20 protein-coding genes are annotated in these 21992 nt (G+C 56.3%); 1 reads left to right on the forward strand and 19 read right to left on the reverse strand.

Annotated elements, in window-relative coordinates; translation table 11 throughout:
* Positions 1-3: 3 nt before the first annotated feature.
* The 12 genes from serC to liaF form a co-directional block, all read right to left on the reverse strand.
* Positions 4-1092 carry a 3-phosphoserine/phosphohydroxythreonine transaminase gene (serC, locus tag GT019_RS19875; RefSeq protein WP_161744961.1) on the reverse strand — a complete coding sequence of 363 codons (1089 nt, stop codon included), beginning with the start codon at positions 1090-1092 and terminating at the stop codon, positions 4-6.
* Positions 1093-1296: 204 nt separating this feature from the next.
* Positions 1297-2721 (reverse strand): type I glutamate--ammonia ligase, encoded by a 1425-nt coding sequence (gene glnA, locus GT019_RS19880; protein WP_161744935.1) that lies wholly within the window; start codon positions 2719-2721, stop codon positions 1297-1299.
* Between the two features lie 269 nt (positions 2722-2990).
* Positions 2991-4052 carry a 3-deoxy-7-phosphoheptulonate synthase gene (gene aroF / locus GT019_RS19885; protein WP_161744936.1) on the reverse strand — a complete coding sequence of 354 codons (1062 nt, stop codon included), beginning with the start codon at positions 4050-4052 and terminating at the stop codon, positions 2991-2993.
* Between the two features lie 127 nt (positions 4053-4179).
* Complete coding sequence (locus GT019_RS19890) at positions 4180-4689, reverse strand: DUF2062 domain-containing protein (protein WP_161744937.1); 510 nt, start codon at positions 4687-4689, stop codon at positions 4180-4182.
* Between the two features lie 17 nt (positions 4690-4706).
* Positions 4707-5657, reverse strand: a complete 951-nt coding sequence (locus tag GT019_RS19895) for a 4-hydroxy-3-methylbut-2-enyl diphosphate reductase (protein WP_161744938.1) — start codon at positions 5655-5657, stop codon at positions 4707-4709.
* Between the two features lie 66 nt (positions 5658-5723).
* Positions 5724-7190 carry a sensor histidine kinase gene (locus GT019_RS19900; protein WP_161744939.1) on the reverse strand — a complete coding sequence of 489 codons (1467 nt, stop codon included), beginning with the start codon at positions 7188-7190 and terminating at the stop codon, positions 5724-5726.
* Positions 7191-7196: 6 nt separating this feature from the next.
* Positions 7197-7889, reverse strand: a complete 693-nt coding sequence (locus tag GT019_RS19905) for a response regulator transcription factor (RefSeq protein WP_161744940.1) — start codon at positions 7887-7889, stop codon at positions 7197-7199.
* Between the two features lie 216 nt (positions 7890-8105).
* Entirely contained in the window at positions 8106-9764 is a 1659-nt protein-coding gene (locus tag GT019_RS19910; protein WP_161744941.1) for a S1C family serine protease, read from the reverse strand.
* 180 nt (positions 9765-9944) lie between these two features.
* Positions 9945-10358, reverse strand: a complete 414-nt coding sequence (locus GT019_RS19915; RefSeq protein ID WP_161744942.1) for a YugN family protein — start codon at positions 10356-10358, stop codon at positions 9945-9947.
* A 58-nt stretch (positions 10359-10416) separates the two neighbouring features.
* Entirely contained in the window at positions 10417-11082 is a 666-nt protein-coding gene (locus GT019_RS19920; RefSeq protein ID WP_161744943.1) for a response regulator transcription factor, read from the reverse strand.
* Positions 11069-12115 (reverse strand): sensor histidine kinase, encoded by a 1047-nt coding sequence (locus GT019_RS19925; RefSeq protein ID WP_161744944.1) that lies wholly within the window; start codon positions 12113-12115, stop codon positions 11069-11071. The genes GT019_RS19920 and GT019_RS19925 overlap by 14 nt, the downstream gene beginning before the upstream one ends.
* Before the next feature lie 7 nt (positions 12116-12122).
* Positions 12123-13292 carry a cell wall-active antibiotics response protein LiaF gene (liaF, locus tag GT019_RS19930; protein WP_235948735.1) on the reverse strand — a complete coding sequence of 390 codons (1170 nt, stop codon included), beginning with the start codon at positions 13290-13292 and terminating at the stop codon, positions 12123-12125.
* Positions 13293-13557: 265 nt separating this feature from the next.
* On the opposite strand from liaF, the gene GT019_RS19935 reads away from it, so the two are divergent.
* Positions 13558-14853 carry an ammonium transporter gene (locus GT019_RS19935; RefSeq protein WP_161744945.1) on the forward strand — a complete coding sequence of 432 codons (1296 nt, stop codon included), beginning with the start codon at positions 13558-13560 and terminating at the stop codon, positions 14851-14853.
* A 126-nt stretch (positions 14854-14979) separates the two neighbouring features.
* Here the strand turns inward: GT019_RS19935 and GT019_RS19940 are convergent, their stop codons facing one another.
* The 7 genes from GT019_RS19940 to GT019_RS19965 form a co-directional block, all read right to left on the reverse strand.
* Complete coding sequence (locus tag GT019_RS19940; RefSeq protein ID WP_201755473.1) at positions 14980-15357, reverse strand: hypothetical protein; 378 nt, start codon at positions 15355-15357, stop codon at positions 14980-14982.
* 99 nt (positions 15358-15456) lie between these two features.
* Positions 15457-16845 (reverse strand): methyl-accepting chemotaxis protein, encoded by a 1389-nt coding sequence (locus GT019_RS19945; protein ID WP_161744946.1) that lies wholly within the window; start codon positions 16843-16845, stop codon positions 15457-15459.
* A gap of 119 nt (positions 16846-16964) precedes the next feature.
* Positions 16965-17093, reverse strand: coding sequence for a hypothetical protein (locus tag GT019_RS32325; RefSeq protein WP_268896074.1), 129 nt, complete (start codon positions 17091-17093; stop codon positions 16965-16967).
* 89 nt (positions 17094-17182) lie between these two features.
* On the reverse strand, positions 17183-17701 hold the full coding sequence (locus GT019_RS19950; RefSeq protein ID WP_328804002.1) for an RNA polymerase sigma factor: 519 nt from the start codon (positions 17699-17701) through the stop codon (positions 17183-17185).
* A 112-nt stretch (positions 17702-17813) separates the two neighbouring features.
* Positions 17814-18401: a 3D domain-containing protein gene (locus GT019_RS19955; protein ID WP_161744947.1), complete on the reverse strand. Its 588-nt coding sequence runs from the start codon at positions 18399-18401 to the stop codon at positions 17814-17816.
* A 108-nt stretch (positions 18402-18509) separates the two neighbouring features.
* The gene (gene thrS, locus GT019_RS19960) at positions 18510-20447 is read right to left on the reverse strand and encodes a threonine--tRNA ligase (protein ID WP_161744948.1); all 1938 of its coding nucleotides are present in this window, start codon (positions 20445-20447) and stop codon (positions 18510-18512) included.
* Between the two features lie 391 nt (positions 20448-20838).
* A complete protein-coding gene (locus tag GT019_RS19965; RefSeq protein WP_161744949.1) occupies positions 20839-21828 on the reverse strand; it encodes a putative sporulation protein YtxC in 990 nt (329 codons plus the stop codon).
* Positions 21829-21992: the final 164 nt, after the last annotated feature.

Consider the following 21992-nt stretch of genomic DNA (forward strand, 5'->3'; position numbering starts at 1 on the left):
GTTTTATTCGTTGCGCTTCCGGAAATCCGCCATGAATTCCGCCAGCGCTTTGCAGCTCTCCAGCGGCACGGCATTATAGGTCGAAGCGCGCAGACCGCCCACGCTGCGATGTCCTTTCAGCCCGACGAAGCCTTGCTGCTCGGATTCCTTGACGAACTGCTTCTCCAGCTCTTCCGTGCCGAGGCGGAACGTGATGTTCATCAGGGAACGGCTGCCAAGGTCCGCGAAGCCGCGATAGAAACCGCCGCTTTGGTCGATCGCATCGTAGATCAGCTTCGTTTTATCGCGGTTAAGCTGCTCCATCGCAGCGACGCCGCCTTTCGCTTGCACCCACTTGAGCATCAGGCCGACCAGGTAAACGGAGAAAGAAGGCGGCGTGTTGTACAGGGAGTTGTTTTTGACGTGCGTGTCGTAACGAAGCATGGTCGGGAGCGTCTTCGGACTGGATTCGACAAGATCCTCGCGAACGATGACGATGGTTACGCCCGAAGGTCCCAAGTTTTTTTGCGCGCCAGCGTAAATCATGCCGAATTGGCTCACATCGACGGGACGGCTCAGAATATCGCTGGACAAATCGCCGATCAGCGTCACGTCTCCGGTCGCCGGATAAGCGGCATATTGCGTGCCCTCGATCGTTTCGTTGGACGTGATGTGCAGGTAAGCCGCGTTATCGGGAACCCGGATCTCGCTCAGCTGCGGGATGCGGTTGAATCTGTCGGCTTCCGACGTCGCCGCGATTGCCGTATCGCCGAACAGCTTCGCTTCTTTGATGGCCTTATCCGCCCAGCTTCCGGTATGCACGAACGCGGCCGTCTTGCCCGCCGTCAGCAAATTCATCGGAATCATCGCGAATTGCGTGCTCGCACCGCCTTGCAGGAATAAGATTTTATAATGGCTCGGGATGCCGTATAATTCGCGCAGCAGCGACTGGGCTCCGTCGTTGACGCCCTCGAAAACGCTGCTTCGGTGCGACATTTCCATAATGGACATGCCCGCCCCCGCATAATCGATAAATTCCTCTTGCGCTTGCTGCAGCACTTCCAACGGCAGCGCCGCGGGTCCGGCATTAAAGTTGTACGCGCGATTCGTCACTGACACTCACTCCACTCTTCGATTTGCTTATGAGTATGATAGCAATTTTGCGGCTTGGCATCAAGTCATAAAGTCGAACAAAAACGAAATTATGCATGAACAATATTCGGATTTAGCCATTCCGTCCGATCCCCAATTTCGTACTCCAAACGAAAAGCGAGCCCTCCGGAGAGGACTCGCCAAGAAATCGTATATAAGCGCGAATTAGCAATCGAAGTACAGGCTGTACTCGTGCGGATGAACGCGGATTGCGACGGCTTTTGCTTCGGCGCGTTTGAATGCGACGTAGTTATCGATGAAGTCCTGCGTGAATACGCCGCCTTCGGTCAAGAACTCGGAATCGGCTTCCAGAGCGTCAAGCGCTTCGTCCAGGGAACCTGGTACCGAACGGATTTCCTTCTTGTCTTCGTCGGACAGTTCATAGATGTTTTTGTCGAACGGTCCATAGCCAAGCGCGATCGGATCCAGCTTGCGTTTGATGCCGTCCAGACCTGCAAGCAGCATCGCTGCGAATGCCAGGTAAGGGTTAGCCGTGGAATCCGGCGTACGGAACTCGATGCGGCAGCCTTTCGGCGTTACGGCAGCAACCGGAATACGGATTGCAGCGGAACGATTGCCTTTCGAGAATACGAGGTTAACCGGTGCTTCGTAGCCCGGAACCAGACGTTTGAACGAGTTCGTCGAAGGGTTCGTGATCGCGATCAGCGCCGGAGCGTGATGCAGGATACCTCCGATGTAGTTCAGTGCCAGCGGGCTCAGGTTGGCGTAAGCGCCTTTCTCGTAGAACAACGGGGAATCGCCGTTGAAGATCGAGCTGTGCACGTGCATCCCGCTGCCGTTGTCGCCGAAAAGCGGTTTAGGCATGAAGGTTGCGACTTTGCCCCATTGGCGGGCAACGTTGTTGATGATGTATTTGTATTTCAGAAGGTTATCGGCTGTTTTCGTCAGCGTGTCGAAACGGAAGTTGATTTCCGCTTGGCCGGCCGTAGCGACTTCGTGGTGATGGCGCTCGACGCGAAGGCCGGATTCTTGCATCAAACGAACCATTTCGCTGCGGATGTCTTGTTGGGAATCGACCGGAGCAACCGGTACATAGCCGCCTTTGACAGGGACTTTGTAACCAAGGTTTCCGCCCTCTTCCGTTTTAGCCGTGTTCCAGCCCGCTTCGGCGGAATCAACGGAGTAGAAGGAAGTGTTCATTTTGCTTTCGTAGCGAACATCGTCGAAAATGAAGAATTCCGATTCAGGCGCGAAGAAAGCTGCCGTACCCACGCCTGTCGTTTGCAGATATTCTTCCGCTTTTTGCGCGATGCTGCGCGGATCGCGCTCGTAACGCTCGCCATCCGGCGTAAAGATGTTGCACATAATATTCAATGTTGGATGATCGGTGAAAGGATCGATGAAGCTGGAATCCGTGTCCGGCATCATAACCATGTCGGACTCCTCGATACCGCGGAAACCCGGGATCGACGAACCGTCGAAAGCTACGCCGTTAACAAATGTATCGGCATCCACTTCCGTCGCAGGAAGCGTGATGTGATGCGCGTGGCCGGAAAGATCCACGAAACGGAAATCGACAAACATGATGCTGTTTTCTTTAATCGTGTCCAAAACATTTTGAACTGACATTAGGTATTTCCTCCATTTCCGAACATTTGCGATGTGTAGGACGTTAATTGTTCAACTTCTGCACTGAAACTATGACGTTATTATAGAATTAAGGCCAATCTTCGTCAATAGCTATGTTAGGTATTTTTTGACCCTATTGTAAGCTAACTTCACATAATTTTCATTTATCATTTCAGCGGCGAAATCCGGTTAAAAATGAAAGCCGAAACGCCCCTCGGGAGAGGCGTTTCGGCTTCGCGTTTCCTACAACGACGCCGCTTGCGCGCCGTTTATTTGATCCATGTCGTAAAATATGCCGCGGGTTCCTTCGGCGTATCGAACCGCTTGCCAACGAGGTTGCCGAGCTGCTCCAGCTCCTTCAGCAGCTTCGCGAATTGGTCCGGGAACAGGGATTGAACGCCGTCGCCCGTCATGGAGTTGTCGGGGTCGGTATGCATCTCGATAATCAGCCCGTTCGCTCCCGCGGCAACGGAAGCTTTGGACATCGGTTCCACCAGCTCGCGGCGCCCCGTGCCGTGGCTCGGGTCCGAGATGACCGGCAGATGGCTCAGCCCTTGCAGCACCGGAATGGCAGCCAAATCCAACGTATTGCGCGTGTACGTCTCGAATGTTCGGATTCCGCGCTCGCATAGCATAACGTTCGGATTTCCGCCGGCAAGGATGTATTCCGCGGCATTCAGGAATTCGTCGTAGGTCGCGCTGAACCCGCGTTTGAGCAGCACCGGCGTTTTGACCGTGCCGAGCTTGCGAAGCAAGTCGAAGTTCTGCATATTGCGGGTGCCGACCTGAAGAATATCGGCGTATTCGCAGCATACGTCCACGTATTCCGGCGTCATGACTTCGGTAATCGTTAGCAGGCCATGCTTCCTGCCCGCTTCCGCCATCATCGCCAGTCCCTCTACGCCGATGCCCTGAAAGCTGTACGGGCCCGTGCGCGGTTTGAAAGCCCCGCCGCGAAGCACTTGGCCGCCGGCCGCCTTGACCAGACGGGCGATCTCGTCGATTTGCTCCTGCGTCTCCACGGCGCAGGGGCCGCCCATGATCGTCAGATTGTCGCCGCCGATCTTGACGCCCTTGATATCGATGATCGTATCGTCGGGATGGAAATCGCGGCTCGCGAGTTTGTAGGATTTCGAGATTTTGATGACGTTTTCGACGCCCTTCATTTGACGCAGATGCTCCGCAAGCGTCGGCTCCGCCTTGCCGATGATGCCGATGACCGTACGGTCCGTTCCCCGCGACACATGCGCCTGCACGCCCGCCCGCTCGATATGCTGGACAATTTCCAGGATTCTCTCTTCCGGTTCGTTGTTCTTCGTAATGACGATCATAGGAAACCGCTCCTCCTCTATCGCGCTTAGACGCGTATACGCTTTTAAGCTTCGACGCTTTTTGGCTTTTAATCACTAAAGTAAATATACAAGAAAAAACCGGCCTCGTCAAGAGACCGGCTGGCGTTTATTCGGTTACCGGCTTAGCTTCGAGCGCGGTACGCCGCAGTTTTCGTTTCTCTTTGCGTTTGTCCGCCATGTACTTGATTGCTATCCTGACGGGGAAGTAAAAAATGGCTCCAAGCAGAAACCCGTCTATAATCCCACCCGCGATCAGCTTCAGGTTCACCAGCAAAATATGGTTCAGCCAGTCGGGAATGAACGGAATTTCGAACCTGATATGCTTCGGCAGCACCAGGCCTCCGACCATGCTGTTGACGAACGCTACCGGAATGAAAATGATTTTACCGAAAACAAATCCGACCAACGCGCCCGCCAAGCTGGCCCGCATCCAATAAATGAGCGGAAATATCAAGAAAAACGCAAGCCCGTAGGTCGGGAGCGTGAACATTTCAACGAAAATGCCGATTGAAAATCCGAGTGCTACCATTGCGGGTCCCCCTGGAGCCCGCATTAGCTGCGTGTATTTATATTTTAGCCAACGTTGGATCGAGCGCGGTTTTCTTGGTGCTGCCATAACATGCGCTCCTTTCACTACTGGGACGATTTCACTCGCATGGCCGGAAGTAATTTATTCATATTGACCGTGCGCCGAATCTCCCAAGTTTCAGGGTTCTCGTCTTCATATTGTTCCAGATATGCGATGACTTCCTTCGTCAGCGGGGTCGGCGTGGACGCGCCCGAAGTCACGGCTACGCGCTTCTTGCCGGCCAGCCACTGCCTGTCGATCTCGGAAACGTCCGCGACGCGATAGGCGGGAACCCCGGCGATTTCTTCCGACACCTGCGCCAGCCGATTGGAATTGTTGCTTCGCGGATCGCCGACGACGATGCAAAGCTCCGCTTCCTTCGCCTGCTCGGCGACCGCTTCCTGCCGGACCTGCGTAGCCAAGCAGATTTCATTATGAATCTCGGCGGCGGGAAAAGCCTCGAGCAGCCTGCTGATCAGGACACGTATATCCCATTGGGACATCGTCGTCTGATTCGTGATGATGATGCGATCCGATTGAAGCGCCAGCGATTCGATCTCCGCCTCGCGCTCGATCAGGTGCACATGCTCCGGTGCGATGCCGATCGCGCCTTCCGGCTCCGGATGTCCCTTCTTGCCGATATAGATGACTTCGTACCCCTCCGCCACTTTCTCGCGGATCAAGTCATGCGTCTTGGTGACGTCCGGACAGGTCGCGTCGACGACCGTGAGTCCTCTTTCCTTCGCGCGCTTGCGGACTTCCGGCGACACGCCGTGCGCGGTAAAGATGACGGTTCCGCTCGAAATTTGTTCCAAAATCTCCAGGCGGTTCTCGCCGTCGAGCGTGATGACGCCCTCCTGCTTGAACGCTTCCGTTACATGACTATTATGAACAATCATGCCCAAAATATAGATCGGCCGCGGCAAATCCAAGTTGCGCGCCGTTTGCAATGCCAAGACCATCGCATCCACGACGCCATAACAATAACCGCGCGGCGATATTTTTACAATTTCCATCGAAAACCTGCACCTGCTTTCCTGCTAAACCAACGATTAACGAAGTCATGATACCCAGTTCCTTCATTATACTTCATTCGATCTGTCGTGGAAAGCAATCGGGAGCCAGACGGTAAACGTCGTTCCTTCCCCTTCGCGCGTCGAAACCTCGACGGACCCGCCGTGCTCGTCGATGATCCATTTCGCGATCGACAATCCGAGACCCGTGCCGCTCGTCTCTCCCCTGGATTCGTCGGCCCGGTAGAAACGCTCGAAAATATGCGGAACTTCCTCATGATTCATGCCGATCCCCGTATCCTTGATGATAATCCCGGCCTGATCCTGGGAGCGCACCGCCCTCATCTCGACATAGCCGCTCGGCGTGTACTTGAACGCATTTTCCACGAAGATGAACAGCAACTGGCGCAAGAAATCAGCGTGCGCTTCTACTTGTACGTTATGAAGGGCACTTAGGTTCCCGATTTTCCAATCCGCGTTTCGCGGAAGCAACTGCGCCCGGCGCGCGACGTCTTCGACAAGCGGGAGCAGCGGCTGCACCGTCTTCTCCATCTCGTACCCGGCATCGGCGCGAGCCAGCGCCAGCAGATCGTTGACCAGGTTCGACATTCGCTTGGCTTCGCCGGCGATATCGTGCATCGCTTCCCGGGTCATCGTCATGCGATGATCGTCGGCGGAGTTCGTGCCGTCCATGGCAATGCCGGATTCCAACGCAGGCGGCCACATTCGTTCGAGCAATTCAATATTGCCGCGAATCGTCGTGAGCGGCGTCCTAAGCTCGTGGGAAGCGTCCGATACGAACCTGCGCTGCGCCTTATACGCTTCGTCAAGCTCGTTATAGGTCGTTTCGATCCTGCCGAGCATGCCGTTCAGCGTATCGGTCAGACGCCCGAGCTCGTCGTTGGGCCCGATCCTCGGGATGCGCATGCTGAGATCGGATTCGTTTTCGATGCTGCGGGTCGCCCGGATGACGTTCTCGATCGGCCTCAACGCTTGGCGCGCCAGGAACAGGCCGATCGTGAAGGCGATCGCGATGACAACGAAAGAAGCGAAAATCAAAATGGTTCGCAGGTTGCGCATGTAGTTATCGATCGGTCCCGTATAGACGCCAATTTGCAGCAAGGCAACGAGTTGATTGTTTTGTTTTAAGTGCAAGGGATACTGATAAGTCAAAAATTTGTATTGGTCCACTTTAAGCGTGACGTAACCTTCCTGAATCGGTTTCTTAGGATCCGGAACCGTGAACTGCTTGTTTGCCCGCAGCAAGTTCTCCGAACGGCCAACGTTGCCGTTCGTAAAATTGTAAACTTGGATGTAGATGTTATTCGCAAACGGACTATCAACATCCAAATTAAGCCTATTGAAGTAATCCAAGGAACCGGTGATTTTCAAATTCTGCAGTTGATCCTGGATCTCTCTTTTGGCATCGCGGTACGAATTATAATTAACGAACAAATAAATGGAGACGCTGAATATGAACAGCGTTACGGCGAGCAGCGCGGAATACCAAAACGTCAAACGCAGCCGGATGGACATCGTTCGTCAGCCTCCTTCGCCCCGGAGCACGTAACCCGTGCCGCGGACCGTCTGGATCAGCCGCGGACTCCTGCCGTCCTCCGTCTTCTGACGCAGCATGGCGATGTAGACCTCGAGCACGTTGGACTCCCCGCTGTAATCGAATCCCCAAATCTTATCCATGATCGCATCGCGCGTCAGCACCCTGCGCGGATTCTGCATCAGCAGCTGAAGCAGGTCGAATTCCTTGGCCGTCAAGTCGATTCTGCGCCCGCTCCGGATCGCCTCCCGCGAATCCAGATCGAGCGTCAAATCCTCGAACTGCAGCCGGCTGGAGCTCTCTTCCAGCTTATCCGGCTTGCGGCGAAGCAGCGCGCGGACGCGCGCGAGCAGCTCTTCCAGCGCGAACGGCTTTACCAAATAATCGTCGGCTCCCAGATCGAGCCCGCGAACGCGGTCTTGGATATCGTCCTTCGCGGTGAGCATCAAAATCGGAACGGAGCTGCCGCCCTCCCGGACGCGCCGGCACACTTCCCATCCGTCCACCTGCGGCATCATCACGTCCAGAATCAATAGACTCGGATCGCTGGACAGCATCTGCTTCAAGCCCTCGAGCCCGTTGTTCGCCGTCGCGACCTCGTATCCCTCGAAGGCCAAGCTGCGCCTGAGCAAAGAAGTGATTTTCTCATCGTCGTCCACTACCAATATATGCGGTCTCATGGCAATCCCCCAACGTCAGATAACTAATTTATGAATAAAACTTCCTATATTATAACGCAAGTTCTTTTCCGGACGAAACTCGCGCTTCCCGTTTTTTCCAAATAAAGAGGCGCAAGATCAGCCTATAAGACTGCTTGCGCCCTTGGAAGGTGCCCGGTTATGGGTCGTATCGGCGAACGTTATTCCGCTTGCGAATTATTCGCGCCGCAATTCAGATTATGGTTGCTGTTGCTGCTGTTGTTGGTTGGTTTGCGTATCGAAGTCGTTCTTGTTGCCGATCGTCACCTTCAAGTCCATCTTCTGACCGTTGCGGATAATGTTGAGCGTGACGTTATCGCCGACCGATTTCTTCTTGATGACGGCGATCAGGTCATCCGGCGAATTGTATTTCGTGCCGTCCATGCCCGTAATGACGTCGTATTGTCTCAGGTCCGCCATATAGGCCGGCGATTTGTAGATGATATCGGACACGACGGAACCGTTTTGGTTCGAAAGCTCGAGCTCTTGCTCCAATGCGTCGTTGATCGGGGCGAGCGTCGCGCCGATGAACGGTACAGGCGTCTTCGGAATGGCCGTGTTCGACTTCAGATTATCCAGCACCTCGGTGATCGTGCTGGTCGGAATCGCGAATCCGATGCCTTGCGCTTGGGAGCTGACCGCCGTATTGATGCCGACGACTTCGCCGTTCAGGTTAAGCAGCGGGCCGCCGGAGTTGCCGGGATTGATGGAAGCGTCCGTTTGCAGCAAATGCTGATATTCGCGCGTGCCTTCGGTATCCGGAATGGAAATCGGACGTTCTTTGGCGCTCAGCACGCCTACCGTGACGGTATGGTCGAAGCCGTAAGGGTTGCCGATCGCGACGACCCAGTCGCCGATATTGATTTTATCCGAGCTGCCGATCGGAAGCGTCGGGAACGGATTCGAGCCTTCGACTTTCAGCACGGCAAGGTCAAGATTATAATCGGAGCCGAGCTTCTTCGCCACGTACGGCTTGCTGGTGCCTTGAACGGTAACTTGAATCTCGTCGGCGTCAGCCACGACGTGCTGATTCGTGAGAATGTAGCCGCTGGAATCGAAGAAGAATCCGGTACCGATGCCTTCCGGCGTCAACTCGCCGCCGCCTTGGCTTCCGTTGTCTTGACCGTCGCCTCGGCCCTGACCGCCGTTGCCTTGACCTTGGCCGTCGTCGCCGAAGAACTGGCTGAAGAAGTCGTCGAAGTTGCCGCCTTGCTGACCGCCCGACTGCTGCTTCGTGAACGTCTCGATCTTAACGACCGCCGGACTCGCCTTCTCGAACAGCTGGGCGATATTATTAGGTCTGACGACGTCGGCCGCCGCGGAGACGCTGCCGCTGTCACCCGCCTTGCCGATCGCGGACGAAGCCGTGTTCGAGGACGTTTGGGACAACGCCTGTTCCGAGGTGAACCAGTTTTCCCTATCGGAGACGAACATGAGCGATCCGACTACCACCACCCCGACCAGGAACGAAGCGAACATCGCTTTGAACGGCGAGCGGCGCGATTCTTTCGTCTGCCAACCGCCGCGCGGCGAGGCCGGCTGCGACGGCGCGAACGCTCTCAGCTGCGTCGGCGGCGTGACTTCCACGTGGCTGCGGTCGCTTTGAGGCGTGTCGCCTTGGCGCGGCTCGAAGCCGTTATCGCCGCCCCGTTCGTCTTGCCCGGGGGAATCGCCCATGCCCGGCTTGAATGGCCCGTAAGAATAATAGTAAGACGATTTCCCCGTCTCGCCCTCTTCGTGTTTCTCTTCATGCGCTCTATTAGCGGACTCGCCGTTCCCGTCATTCCCGTCGTCGTGCCCTCTGCCCGCCGGTTTAAAGAAATCGTCGTAGTCGTTTTTCTTGTTCTGATCGTCCATCGTAAATTCCTCCTTAAGTATCCCATGAGACTTGCTAGGCGGCTGCTTGCCGTCGTTCTATAGTACTATCATGCACAATCTACCTTAAATCAAACTTAAAATTGTTATAATGCCAAATAAAAAAACCGGGATGCCGCCTATGCAGCATTACCCGGCTTCTCGGTCCCTCTATCAGCGCCGCTAGTGAAGCAGCCGCTCCTCTACCTCGACGAGCACTTTTTTCGCCTGGTTCACCCATTTGGATTCCACTTCCGCATCGGCATCGACCGGCTCTTGAAACTGATCCATCAAGCTGCCGATCGTTTTCATATGCGCTTCCTTGTCGAGCCCTTCATTGTAAACATGCTTCAGGACGAACGGCCGTCCCAGCATGATTTTGGCATCCAAATCCTGCGTCGTGTCGTCGATGCTGCCGTTGATGACGCTGAACGGCATCCGCAGCCAGACCATGTGCTCCTCGTCCAAGTAGCGGTCGAAATAGCCGTGGTCGTAATTCCAATCTCCGCCCAGCGCGAACTGCTGCTCCTCCAGCATGCTCTTCACTTCGGTAAATTCCTTCTCGCTCGACTCCAGCTTCGATTCAAGGGGGATCATTAAGGGCATTCTCCTCTTGGCCTTAGTATACGGATAAGGTGCCCGGCCCGGCTGACAATTATCCCGTCTTTACCCATCCTTTTCGATGGGCGAAGACGGCCAGCTGCGTACGATCCTCGAGCTCGCATTTCATCAGCAGGTTGCTGACATGCGTCTTGACGGTCTTGATGCTGATATGAAGCTCTTCGGCGATTTCCTTGTTCGACATGCCCTCGGCGATCAACAGCAGCACTTCTTTCTCCCGATCCGTCAAGCCTTCGTCGGCTCCTTGCGCGCTCCGTTGGCGCAGTCCTCTCGTGAGCGCCTGGGAGACGTCGTGCGTCATGACCGGCATGCCCTTGCCCGCGCCGTTCAGCGCGTAAATCAATTCCTCCGCGGAGACGGTCTTGAGCACGTAGCTGACCGCGCCGGCCTCGACGGCGGCAACGACCTTCTCGTCCTCCAGAAAGCTCGTCAGCATGACGATCTTCAGCTCCGGAAATTCCTTCATCAGGATCCGCGTCGCTTCGACCCCGTCCATGACGGGCATCATCAGATCCATCAGCATGAGCTGCGGCGGTCCGCCCGGTATGCCGGCGCGCAGCATGTCGATGGCTTCCTTGCCGTTCGCGGCTTCCGCGATGACTTCGAATTTCGGCTCCAGCATCAAATACGTGCGCAGGCCCGCACGCACCATATCATGGTCGTCGACAATCATGATCTTCCATCCGTCATTCGCGCTCATCGTTTCGATCGGCTCCTTTTTTGTTCACGTAGTTCGGCAGCGTGACCCTAACCCTCGTTCCGCTTCCGGGCTTGCTGATAATCGACGCGTCGCCGCCAAGCTTGCCGGCCCGCTCCCGCATCGTCGACAGGCCGTACGACCCGCGTTTCACTTGGTCCGCCCTGAAGCCGGACCCGTCGTCCTGAAGCGTCATGACGATTTGCCGTTCCGTCTCGGCGACCGTGAGCAGCGCCGTCTCCGCGCCCGCATGCTTCACGATATTGGCCATCGCTTCTTGAATGATGAGGAACAATTGATGCTCCTTCGCATCCGAAAGCTTTTCTTTTACCCGCCACTCCAACACGCCCTGCAGCCCGTTCTGCCGGCAATAGTCCGGAAACCATTTGTCCAGCGCCTCCTGAAGCGACTTGCCTTCCAGTTCCATCGGACGCAGCTGGGCGATGAAGCCCCGCATCTGCTTCTGAGCCATCGAAGACATGGAGATGAGCTGATCCATGACGTCGCTCGCGCGATCGGGATTCAGCTCAAGCAGCTTGGGAAGCGACGAAGCGGACATATGGATGGCGAATAATTGCTGGCTGACCGTATCGTGCAGATCCCGCGCGAGCCGCCGGCGTTCTTCGAGCACGGCCGCTTCGTTGGATGCCGCCTCGCGCATCACCTGCTCCTCGCCCGACCGCTGGATCCACTGGGTCCGCTCGTCAAGCGATTCCAGCATGTCGTTGAACTCCCGGAAGGCCGGCGTGAACGCGCCTTCTTCCGGCAGCCGGGTGCCGTAATTCCCGTGCGCGGCCTGCTTGAGCCCGATGACCATCATATCGATCTGGCGCTGAATCCGCTTTGCGGCCCAGTAACCGAAGCCCGCGCTGACGAGCAGGAACAGCGCGACGATGCCGATCCACCAGTCGCCCTGCTGCTCCCGCTCCGGCAGCAGGTCGCAGCCGATCTCCCAGATCAGCACGGATACGACGGAAGCGGATATAAAGAGAAGAATCATATCCCATTTGCTGTTGCGAAACAAACGAACCATCATATGCGGATCAGCCTACCTTCGTGACCCGCACATCGCCGATGAACGTACTGACGCGCAGCCTTATTTTTTTGTCCGTATCCTGGAAGAACGGCGTCTCCACGTCGATGTTCTTGAAAATGCCGCCTTCCTTCTGCTCCAGCACCGCGACGTCGCCGACGAACGCGCTGGATACCACTTGAACGCCGATCTCGTAATCGTTCGGAAGATAGATCTTCACGTCGCCGATAAAGGACGAGATGTTGATCACCGTCTCGCCGGGCAAGATTTGCGCTTTCGTCAAATCGAGCACCGTGTCCCCGATAAAATGAGAGATGTTCATCGGCTTGAGCTCCCAATAATCGTGACCGAGGTAGATGTCGCCGATGAAGCCCGAACGCGTCTGCACGTTAGGGTCGTGGTTCCACCACTCCACGCGGTCCTTGCGGTGCGTATGACGATGATAATGCCTGTACGCCCTGCGCTCGATCCGCTCGCGGACTTTCGCGGCGTGAATCGCGTGCCGCTCCCAGCGTTCCGCGCGCCGATTGGCATGATGGCGTTCATGTCGGCCGCGCGGGTCTTCGCCGACGAATTCCCGGTATCGGGGCGGCGCTTGCCGCGGTCCTGGCTCGGGGCCCGGCCCCGAGATCGGGGGACGCTGCGCTTCCGGCCCGCCGAAGGCGGCTTCGACCTCGGCTTCAAGCGCATCCTCGCCGCCTACCGGGCGCTTGGTCGGATCCGGGTGAAGCGGCGGCGCGGGAGGAACCGGCTTTTCGTCCGACGGTTCGTACGTGTACGCTTTCCATTCGTTTTTCATCTCGTCGCCGATTCGCCGCTCCTCGCCGCTCCTCCGCGATTTCGGTTTAAAAATCATCGCGAGACCGAAAATAATGAGAACGAGCGGGCCCGCGAATTTGAGCACGTCGCCGATCGACCACACGAACAAATCCAGGTTTCGGCCGAGAAACAAAAATCCGATCACGATCAGAACGCCCGAGCCAAAAGCATTCCCGCGGCCGTAAGCCATCCGCTGCAGCAGGCCCTGTACGCCCAGGAACATCAGAATGACAGGCCAGAAGACGGAGAAGATCTCGCCGATGTCGAAGTCGACGTAACCGCCTTGCCTTAACATGAGCCCCACGCCCGCCACGATGATCAAGAGGCCCCACATTAATCGATTAATAAAATTACCGTTCATTGATGCCACCAGCTCCCAGATATTGTTGCAAGGTTTGTACTCCAAGTATACCTGAAGGCGCAAGCGCCATAAAAGGGTCTGCCGATTGAAGCCGGCTACGTCTCGAGGCGGAGATGAGCCATGCCGCTTAGAGCGCTTACATTCTGATGTCAGTTCTTGTCACTTCACTCGTTGACATAAATAACGCGGCACTTATATAATGAGTGTCGGACTACGAATTAGTTATGAAACCTTACATATGAAGCATGGATGGGGGATGGAAATAATGGATGTAGCGACGCTGTCCACGGGGCTGAATACCGTGTGGGTCGTGTTGACGGCCGCGATGATACTGCTCATGGAAGGCGGCTTCGCGCTGCTCGAAGCAGGCTTCGTCAGGCAGAAGAACGCGGTCAGCATAATAATGAAGGTTTTTGTCGATATCACGTTTGGCGCACTCGTCTTTTATTTTGTCGGTTTCGGTCTAATGTACGGCAAGGACTCGGGCGGATGGATCGGCTCGACCGGGTTTATGCTGAGGGGCGATTTATCGCATATCCAGCTTAACATCTCGCACGAAACGTATTGGCTGTTCCAATGCGCGTTCGTCATCGCGGTCATCTCCATCGTCTCGGGGGCGGTCGCCGAACGCATTCATTTCAGAGCCTACATCATATATGCCATCGCCATGACCGGGCTGATCTATCCGATCGCGGGCCATTGGGTATGGGGCGTCGGCGGCTGGCTCGGCAAGCTCGGCATGATCGATTTCGCCGGTTCCGCCGTCATCCATGCGCTGGGCGGCTTCGCGGCGCTCGCGGCCGCCGTATTCATCGGCCCTCGCCTCGGGAAATTCACGGCCGAAGGCAAAAGCAATATCGTGCCTCCTTCGAATTTGCCGCTTGCTTCCGTCGGCGCGTTCATCCTCTGGTTCGGCTGGTTCGGCTTCAATTCGGGCAGCACGCTGAGCGCCACGAACGGTTCGATCGGCCATATCGCCGTCACGACCATGCTTTCGGCCGCCGCCGGCGGCGCGGGTTGCATCCTGTTCACGATGTTCCGCTACAAGAAGGCGGACCCCCCGATGGTCATCAACGGCTCCTTGGCCGGGCTCGTCGGCATTACCGCCGGCTGCGCGTACGTCTCCGACGCGGCAGCCATGCTCATCGGGCTCGTCTGCGGCGTCGCCATGGTGCTCGTCACGGAGATGCTCGAGAACAAAGGCATCGACGATCCCGTAGGCGCCTTCGCCGTTCACGGCGTGAGCGGATCGCTCGGCACGCTGGCCGTCGGATTATTCGCGATGCCGTCGATGACCAAAGGCGTCGGCCAAGAATACGCCGGCTTATTCTACGGCGGCGGATGGAACTTGCTCGGCGTGCAGGCGTTCGGTCTCGTGATCGTGAGCGTCTGGGGCTTCGGGCTGACCTGGCTCTCGTTCCTGCTCATCAAACGAATCATGCCGGTTCGCGTCTCGAAAGACGAGGAATTGATCGGGCTCGACGTCGGCATCCACGGCGTGCCCGCCTACAATCAGGATCACGACTTTCTCGACGTCGAGCAATTGAAAACAAGAGGCTGACCGTCAACTGGCGCCGCCCTTCCGTACGGATTACTCGTCCCGCGGAGAGGCGGCGCTTTATTCGTTCGTCTTTCCGATACTCGCAGCAATGAACAAAAAAACCGCCCTGGACCGGGCGGTTATGCATTAGTTCAGTTCTTCCGCAAGCTCGCTCGAAACCGCGATGATCTCGGAAGGATCGGATGTATTCAAGATCGCGCGCGCCTGTTCGATCTCAAGCCGGAGCGAGCGCACTTTCTCCATCGGCCGCTTCACGTAGTGAATATATTCGACGGCCAGATGATGCGCCGGTTTCTTGCCGGAGATCATGCGCCGAAGCGTCGACATGGACTGGTACGTGCGTTCTTCTTGCAAACGGCGTTTCTCGTAACGCTCCACCATCTGCTCGATTTCCGCGATCTCCTGCTCTCGCTTGGCGATATACGTGCTCAGAAACGGGATAACTTCAGCGGCCTTGCGATGTCTCAACCGGGAAGGCGGGATGTAGGAAATTGGATCTGTCATGATAACCCCTCTATCCTTGCATGTCATGAATGGTCACACCACTATTTTACATGATCATTATCCGTTTGAAAACCATTATATGAACGAAATTAATGGCAATTATTTGACGCCGATGTCAGCTCCCATTACACCGATCAATTGGCCGGAAGCCGATCGGATCGGAACCGATATCGTCATGCACGGTTTCTTGGTAATCGCGGATATGTAGACGGCCGAAGTAAAAGAACGGCCTTCCATCGCGCCTTGCCACCAGTCTCGCCCCTTGGCGTTCAACAAGCCCGCTTCCGGCTGCGAGAATATAAACGAGCCGTCGTCGCGGTTCGACCAGACCGCCTCGATCTCGGGCAAGGCATTCAGCAGCTTGATCAGGCTCTCGCGATGCGCCGCTTCGTCCAGCGCGGCGATCGTCCTCTCGGCAGCCAGACGTTCCAGTTTCGCCAGCATCCCGCCGACGTCGAGATCGATCCGCTTCGTTTCGCGCTGCCCGCCGGCATGGGCGATGGCATTCGTGAACTCGGCGGACGATTTGCGCAAATTCGCGCTGACGCGGTCCAGCTTCTTGATCTGCTGCCGCTGTTGCCGGTTCAATACAAGCGTCTCGTCCACGCTGCCCAGCGTTTGATTGACGGCATCCACGACATCCTTCAGCATTTCCGTCGTCGTGGTCATGCTCATCGTCTGCCGTTGGCTGGCTTCGCTGCTTTGGCCGACCAATTTATCGACTTCATCGATGCGGGTGAATATCAAGTCCATCCGATCCTTGGTCTGCGCCATTTCCGCAATGCCCTGCTCTACCGCGGATCGCTCGGCATCGACCGAAGCCACGACCTGCCGGACGCCGCGATCGATCTCTTCCACCAACCCGCTGGAGCGGCGAACCGCCTCGTGGCTTTGCTCGGCAAGCTTCTTGATCTGCTGCGCGACGACCGCGAACCCCCTTCCGAATTCGCCGGCATGCGCGGCTTCGATGGAGGCGTTCAGCGCCAAAAGCGAGGTCTGCGATACGATTTCTTGAATAAAATCGTTGATTTCGTTAATCTTCGACGTCTGTTCGATCAGTTCGCGAATGCTTGCATCCATCGTTCCGTTATGCTGCTGAAGGTCGTTCATGACCTTGTCTGTATTCGTTAGCGACCGGCACACGTCGAGTACGATTTCCTTCGTTTCCTTGCTCTCCGAATCCAGCTGCTTGGCCGTATCGCTGATCTGCTCGGCGGAAACCGCCACTTCCTGAAGCGTCGAGAAGGTTTCCCCGATACGTTCCATGGCCCGCCCGCTGCATTCGCGCAAGCCGCTTTCCGTCATGGCCGATCGATCCGCGATGTCGGTCAGCTGCCCGATCGTTTGATTGACTTCTTCCACCGCTGCGGTCAACTGATCCGAAATGACTTGGGATTCATTGATTAATTGGGCAAAAATGTCGTTGTTTTCCTGCTCGGCTTGCTTGACCGATGTGTCCCGTGCCCTAAACCGCCGCAGCGCCTGCATCGCAATGACCACCTTAATGACAAATAATTGTCAGAATTAACTAATAGTATAGGACATCGTTCGACAAAAGAAAAGAGGGACCGCTTCAGGGTCCCTCTTTTAAGCCGTTGGCGGCTTTGTTATTTTTCCGCTTTTTGCGAAGCGGTTTTTGTCGATGCGTTAGCCGTCGTTGCATTTTCGGATGCAAATTCAGCGTTGAATTTGGACTGCGTGGATGCGTTCATTTTGTTGTTTTTGTTTTTCGCCATTGCTGCTCACCTCCCGTACATCACTTAGTATGGCAGGGCCTCAATTCCTTTATGTAAGCGGAGGAGCGAAAATATAAGCGCGGAATTCGTCAGTTGAACATCCATTGCTTGAGCCGGCGCTTGGTGCGGTGAAGGCGGGCTTTGATCGTACCTACCGGCACGTGCAAAGCGGCCGCGATCTCCTGGTCCCGGTACCCATAGTAAAACTTGTACAGCAGCAGCGCGCGGGCTTTCGGATGCAGCGCGTCCAGCAGCTCGTTGATCTCCAGCATGATCTCGTACTCGTCGCGGAAGCGCCGCGTCTCCGCGCCAAGATCGCCTGCCGGGAGTACCCGTTTGGCTTGCTTGTTGAAGTCGTTGGCGATGTTGGCCGTGATGACTTTGGCCCAAGCGTGAAGCTTGTCCTGTTCGCGAAGGGAATGATGGTTCGTCAAGATGCGGACCCATGCCTCTTGCACGGCGTCCTGGGCATCCGATTTGTTGAACACTTTCACCAGCGCAACCGAAATCATCTCATTGTACAATTGCAGCAGTTTATCTTCAACCAAGTCGAATTTCAGCGATTCTTCCCGGCCGGCTTCATCGATTGGACCTAGATCGCCGTTCACTAATAACCGCCCCCAGTTATTTATGATAACGTTTACATTGATTGTAGCACAGCAAATCTGTAAAAAAAAGAGAATGTTCAACGGCCTTCGTCGAACATTCCCGATTCGGTTTCTAGGACTCCAGTAAGGCCCGAGGCAGCGTCTTCTCCGCGGTCACCGCCTGATTCAGCTCGGCCAACCTGGCTTCGGTCAGCTTGCCGTTCCCCCGTTTTAGCACGTAGACGGTCACCTTGCGTTTGCCCCACTGCTTGAAAACCTGCTTCCTCGTTTCGAAATACAGGTCGATTTTTCTCCCTTTGATCGCCGACCCCGTATCCGCCACGATGCCATAGCCGTAGCCGGGCACGTAAAGGACCGTTCCGATCGGAAATACTTTCGGATCCGCCGCGATCGTGGAGACGAAGTCACGACGGACCTTGACGCCGGAATACGTGATGCCGTACTGCGGATGGCCCGGCTTCTTGCCGGTCGATTCCACCCCGGCCGTATACCCCGTTGCCACGACTTGCATATGATGAAGGTTCTTGGTCATGACGGAGGTCACGACCGTCTCCCGGACTTCGCGCTTTTCCTTCGGCGGGATCGCTTGGGCCGTACCCGCTGCCGTGCATTCAAGATCGAAGACGAAGCCGAGCAGCAAGACTCCTGCGGCGATCGCGGCCGATATAAGGCGATGAAACGGTAAAAAGCTTGTCATCATTTGGGTTTGTAAGCCTCCTTACCACGAAGGATACCCAATGACGACAAGCTTTATGCGGCTTTTTACGACGCGTTACCGGACGATGGAATCGTTCGTTTTAATCGCTTGTTAGATTTGTTTCGTCGCGATTTCATCCTGCAGCAGCGCGATCAGTTCCGCCACCGGCTTGGAGCCGAGATCGCCTTCGCCGCGTTTCCGCACGGAGACGGATTCCGAATTCGCTTCGCTCTCGCCGACGACGAGCATGTACGGCGCCTTCTCGAGCTGAGCCTCGCGGATCTTGTAGCCGAGCTTCTCGTTGCGCAGATCGCTCTCGACGCGGATGCCGGCCAATTGCAGCTTCTCTTCGAGCGCGCGCGCATAGCCCTCGTAAGCCGTCGATACCGGAATGATTTTGGCTTGCACCGGCGACAGCCAGAGCGGCAGCGCGCCCGCGAAATTCTCCAGCAGGAACGCCGTCATGCGCTCCATCGTGCTGATGATGCCGCGGTGAATGACGACCGGACGGTGCTTCTTGCCGTCGTCGCCGACGTATTCCAGCTCGAAGCGCTCAGGCAGCAGGAAGTCCAGCTGCGCGGTCGAGAGCGTTTCTTCTTTGCCGAGCGCCGTCTTGATCTGCACGTCGAGCTTCGGACCGTAGAAGGCCGCTTCGCCTTCGGCTTCGAAGAAGGGCAGCTCCAGCTCCTCGACGACCTCGCGCAGCATGCGCTGCGACATTTCCCACATCTCGTCGTTTTGGAAATACTTCTCCGTATCCTGCGGATCGCGGTAGGACAAGCGGAACCGGTATTCCTTGATGCCGAAATCCTCGTACACCTGGCGGATGAGATTGACGACGCGCGCGAATTCTTCCTTGATTTGATCCGGACGGCAGAAGATATGCGCGTCGTTCAGCGTCATCGCGCGTACGCGGTGCAAGCCCGTCAAGGCGCCGGACATCTCGTAGCGGTGCATCGTGCCGAGCTCGGCGACGCGGACCGGCAGGTCGCGGTACGAGCGCATCTCGCTCTTGAACACCATCATATGATGCGGACAGTTCATCGGACGCAGCACGAGTTCCTCGTTGTCCATGATCATCTTGGGGAACATATCTTCGCTGTAATGCTCCCAGTGGCCGCTCGTTTTGTACAACTCGACGTTGGCGAGCACCGGCGTGTAGACGTGCTGGTAGCCCAGGCGCTCTTCCAGATCCACGATGTAGCGTTCCATCGTTCTGCGCACGCGCGCGCCGTTCGGCAGCCATAGCGGCAGGCCTTGGCCGACTTCGCGGGAGAACGTGAACATTTTCAGCTCGCGGCCGAGTTTGCGGTGATCGCGTTTCTTCGCTTCCTCAAGGAAATGCAGATGCTCGTCGAGCTGCGCTTTCTTCGGAAACGCCGTGCCGTAGATGCGCTGCAGCATTTTGTTCTTGGAATCGCCGCGCCAGTACGCACCCGCGATGCTCAGCAGCTTGAACGCCTTGATGCGACCGGTGGACGGCAGATGCGGTCCGCGGCAGAGGTCGAAGAACTCCCCTTGGTCGTAAATCGTAAGCTGCACGTCCTGCGGCAGGTCGCGGATCAGCTCCAGCTTCAGCGGATCGTTGATTTCCGTAAAGATCGCGATCGCTTCGTCGCGGCTGACGACGCGGCGGCGGATCGGCAGATCTTCCTTCACGATGCGCTCCATCTCTTTCTCGATTTTCTCGAGATCCTCGGCCGTCAGCGTCTCGTCCATGTCGATGTCGTAATAGAACCCGTCCTCGATGACCGGACCGATGCCTAGCTTCACGTTGCGCTCCGGATACAGCCGTTTGATCGCCTGCGCCATCAAGTGCGCCGTGCTGTGACGGTACACTTCCACCCCGTCGGCGGAATCCAGCGTCACGATTTCCACCGCCGCATCGCTCTCGATTGGCGCGTAGAGATCGACTACCTTGCCGTCGATTTTACCCGCGACCGCGTTCTTGCGAAGCCCCGTGCTGATGGACCCCGCTACGTCTTCGATCGTTGCGCCTTGCTCGTATTCCCGGACGGCGCCGTCCGGCAGCTTCACTTGAATTGCCATGGTCTTCGTTCCTCCCGAACTGAAAAGTGATGTTAGCTGCGGCGCGCGCCCAAATAAAAAAGCACGCATCCCGCGAAGGGACGAGTGCTTGTTGATGACCCGTGGTTCCACCCTAGTTCAACCGGCGAACGCTTCAATGGCGAGGCCGATCCTTGTAGACGTTCCGTAACGGGAACGAACCGATGCGGCTTACCGCCAAGCGGATGCTTGGTTTCAACCCCACAGCTACAAAGGGGTATATCGCCGCTGCAGCGCGAGGAAATTTCAGCCGGGTTTCCTCTCTCTGGGTCGTGCGAAGGCGGGGATACATATCTTTGTCAATGCTTTTGGATACCTATAATTATAAAACGCTGCGCCTCGCGGGTCAAGCCCGATTCCCCGAGCCCCCCGCTTAAGGGATCACGTTGCGAATCCGTTTCCCTGGCGTCGTATCGGCCGCGGGGATGGCTTTGCCGGACTCGTCGAAATGATGACCGCACTGGCTGCACGAGCAGCACAGTCTGACGCGCTGCTCGAAGATCGTCTCCAGCGTCCGCATCACCGGAAGCTCCGGCTGCCTCGTATGGATGACGATCTGCTGCGGGGACACCGTGATCAGCGTGCTGACGATCATATCCTCCATATTCATCTCGGATTCCAGCATTTCCGCCACGATGCGATCTGCCGGCACCGTATCGAGCAGCTGAAATTCTTGATCGTAGAGCACGAATTCGCTGCCGCCCTTGTGCAAGACGTGGACGATGGGAAGCTTCACTTCCTGCATCCGCACGAAATATTTAAGCAGCGAGATAAACTCCTGGTACTGTTTATCCATCACGTATTCGTCGACGGCGTAGGCAACGACGTCCTTGAGTTCTTGCCAATAGGGAGCCAGGCGGAACGATACGAAACCGTCCAAGTGGAGCCGCGTATTGCCGGAGAGAAATTGCTCGATTTCATCGGCGACCTTCCCCATGCGGCGTTCCATATCCGAATGGCGCATCTCCGCCGCATTATCCTCCTCCTGCGGCGCGGCAACGGCAGACCCGTACAAAATATTATGGCAATACCGCGATAAGGCTTCGATCTCCGAAGATTCCTCGTAATGAAATTGCTTTCGGATGATCGCCTTCAACAGCATCGGCTCCAACTCGCTCAGGATATATCGCGCGAACGCCACGGCCGACTTGCGGTACAGCGGCGGTCCGTCCGTCTGCAGCTGGAAGCGCGGCATGCTTGCGACGCATGTGATCTGCATGCCTTCGTAAGCCGGACGGGTAAAACCGGCCGCATCCGGAAGGTCACCGCTATGTAAATCGACGAATTCTTCGCTCAAATAGCGATGAAGGCGATCGATCGCTTCATGAGAAGCCGAGTGCAAAGAAACAGTGAAAAGTTCCATAGGCTCACTCCTAAAAGTTTTTGCGAGCTTGTGGGCCGAGTGCTCTTCGGCCATGTGAAGCAAAAACTGCTTCGAAAGCATACGCTTAAGTTTTTGCGAGCTTGTGGGCCGAGTGCTCTTCGGCCATGTGAAGCAAAAACTGCTTCGAAAGCATACGCTTAAGT

Source organism: Paenibacillus glycinis, from assembly GCF_009909185.1.
In the GTDB taxonomy this organism is placed as follows: domain Bacteria; phylum Bacillota; class Bacilli; order Paenibacillales; family Paenibacillaceae; genus Paenibacillus_Z; species Paenibacillus_Z glycinis.

Bases quoted from the DNA above. Each gene is read 5' to 3' on its own strand.
- glnA (WP_161744935.1), bottom strand. From the start codon at position 2,721: ATGTCAGTTCAAAATGTTTTGGACACGATTAAAGAAAACAGCATCATG.
- aroF (WP_161744936.1), bottom strand. From the start codon at position 4,052: ATGATCGTCATTACGAAGAACAACGAACCGGAAGAGAGAATCCTGGAA.
- GT019_RS19890 (WP_161744937.1), bottom strand. From the start codon at position 4,689: ATGGCAGCACCAAGAAAACCGCGCTCGATCCAACGTTGGCTAAAATAT.
- GT019_RS19895 (WP_161744938.1), bottom strand. From the start codon at position 5,657: ATGGAAATTGTAAAAATATCGCCGCGCGGTTATTGTTATGGCGTCGTG.
- GT019_RS19900 (WP_161744939.1), bottom strand. From the start codon at position 7,190: ATGTCCATCCGGCTGCGTTTGACGTTTTGGTATTCCGCGCTGCTCGCC.
- GT019_RS19905 (WP_161744940.1), bottom strand. From the start codon at position 7,889: ATGAGACCGCATATATTGGTAGTGGACGACGATGAGAAAATCACTTCT.
- GT019_RS19910 (WP_161744941.1), bottom strand. From the start codon at position 9,764: ATGGACGATCAGAACAAGAAAAACGACTACGACGATTTCTTTAAACCG.
- GT019_RS19915 (WP_161744942.1), bottom strand. From the start codon at position 10,358: ATGATCCCCCTTGAATCGAAGCTGGAGTCGAGCGAGAAGGAATTTACC.
- GT019_RS19920 (WP_161744943.1), bottom strand. From the start codon at position 11,082: ATGAGCGCGAATGACGGATGGAAGATCATGATTGTCGACGACCATGAT.
- GT019_RS19925 (WP_161744944.1), bottom strand. From the start codon at position 12,115: ATGATGGTTCGTTTGTTTCGCAACAGCAAATGGGATATGATTCTTCTC.
- liaF (WP_235948735.1), bottom strand. From the start codon at position 13,292: ATGAACGGTAATTTTATTAATCGATTAATGTGGGGCCTCTTGATCATC.
- GT019_RS19935 (WP_161744945.1), top strand. From the start codon at position 13,558: ATGGATGTAGCGACGCTGTCCACGGGGCTGAATACCGTGTGGGTCGTG.
- GT019_RS19940 (WP_201755473.1), bottom strand. From the start codon at position 15,357: ATGACAGATCCAATTTCCTACATCCCGCCTTCCCGGTTGAGACATCGC.
- GT019_RS19945 (WP_161744946.1), bottom strand. From the start codon at position 16,845: ATGCAGGCGCTGCGGCGGTTTAGGGCACGGGACACATCGGTCAAGCAA.
- GT019_RS32325 (WP_268896074.1), bottom strand. From the start codon at position 17,093: ATGGCGAAAAACAAAAACAACAAAATGAACGCATCCACGCAGTCCAAA.
- GT019_RS19955 (WP_161744947.1), bottom strand. From the start codon at position 18,401: ATGATGACAAGCTTTTTACCGTTTCATCGCCTTATATCGGCCGCGATC.
- thrS (WP_161744948.1), bottom strand. From the start codon at position 20,447: ATGGCAATTCAAGTGAAGCTGCCGGACGGCGCCGTCCGGGAATACGAG.
- GT019_RS19965 (WP_161744949.1), bottom strand. From the start codon at position 21,828: ATGGAACTTTTCACTGTTTCTTTGCACTCGGCTTCTCATGAAGCGATC.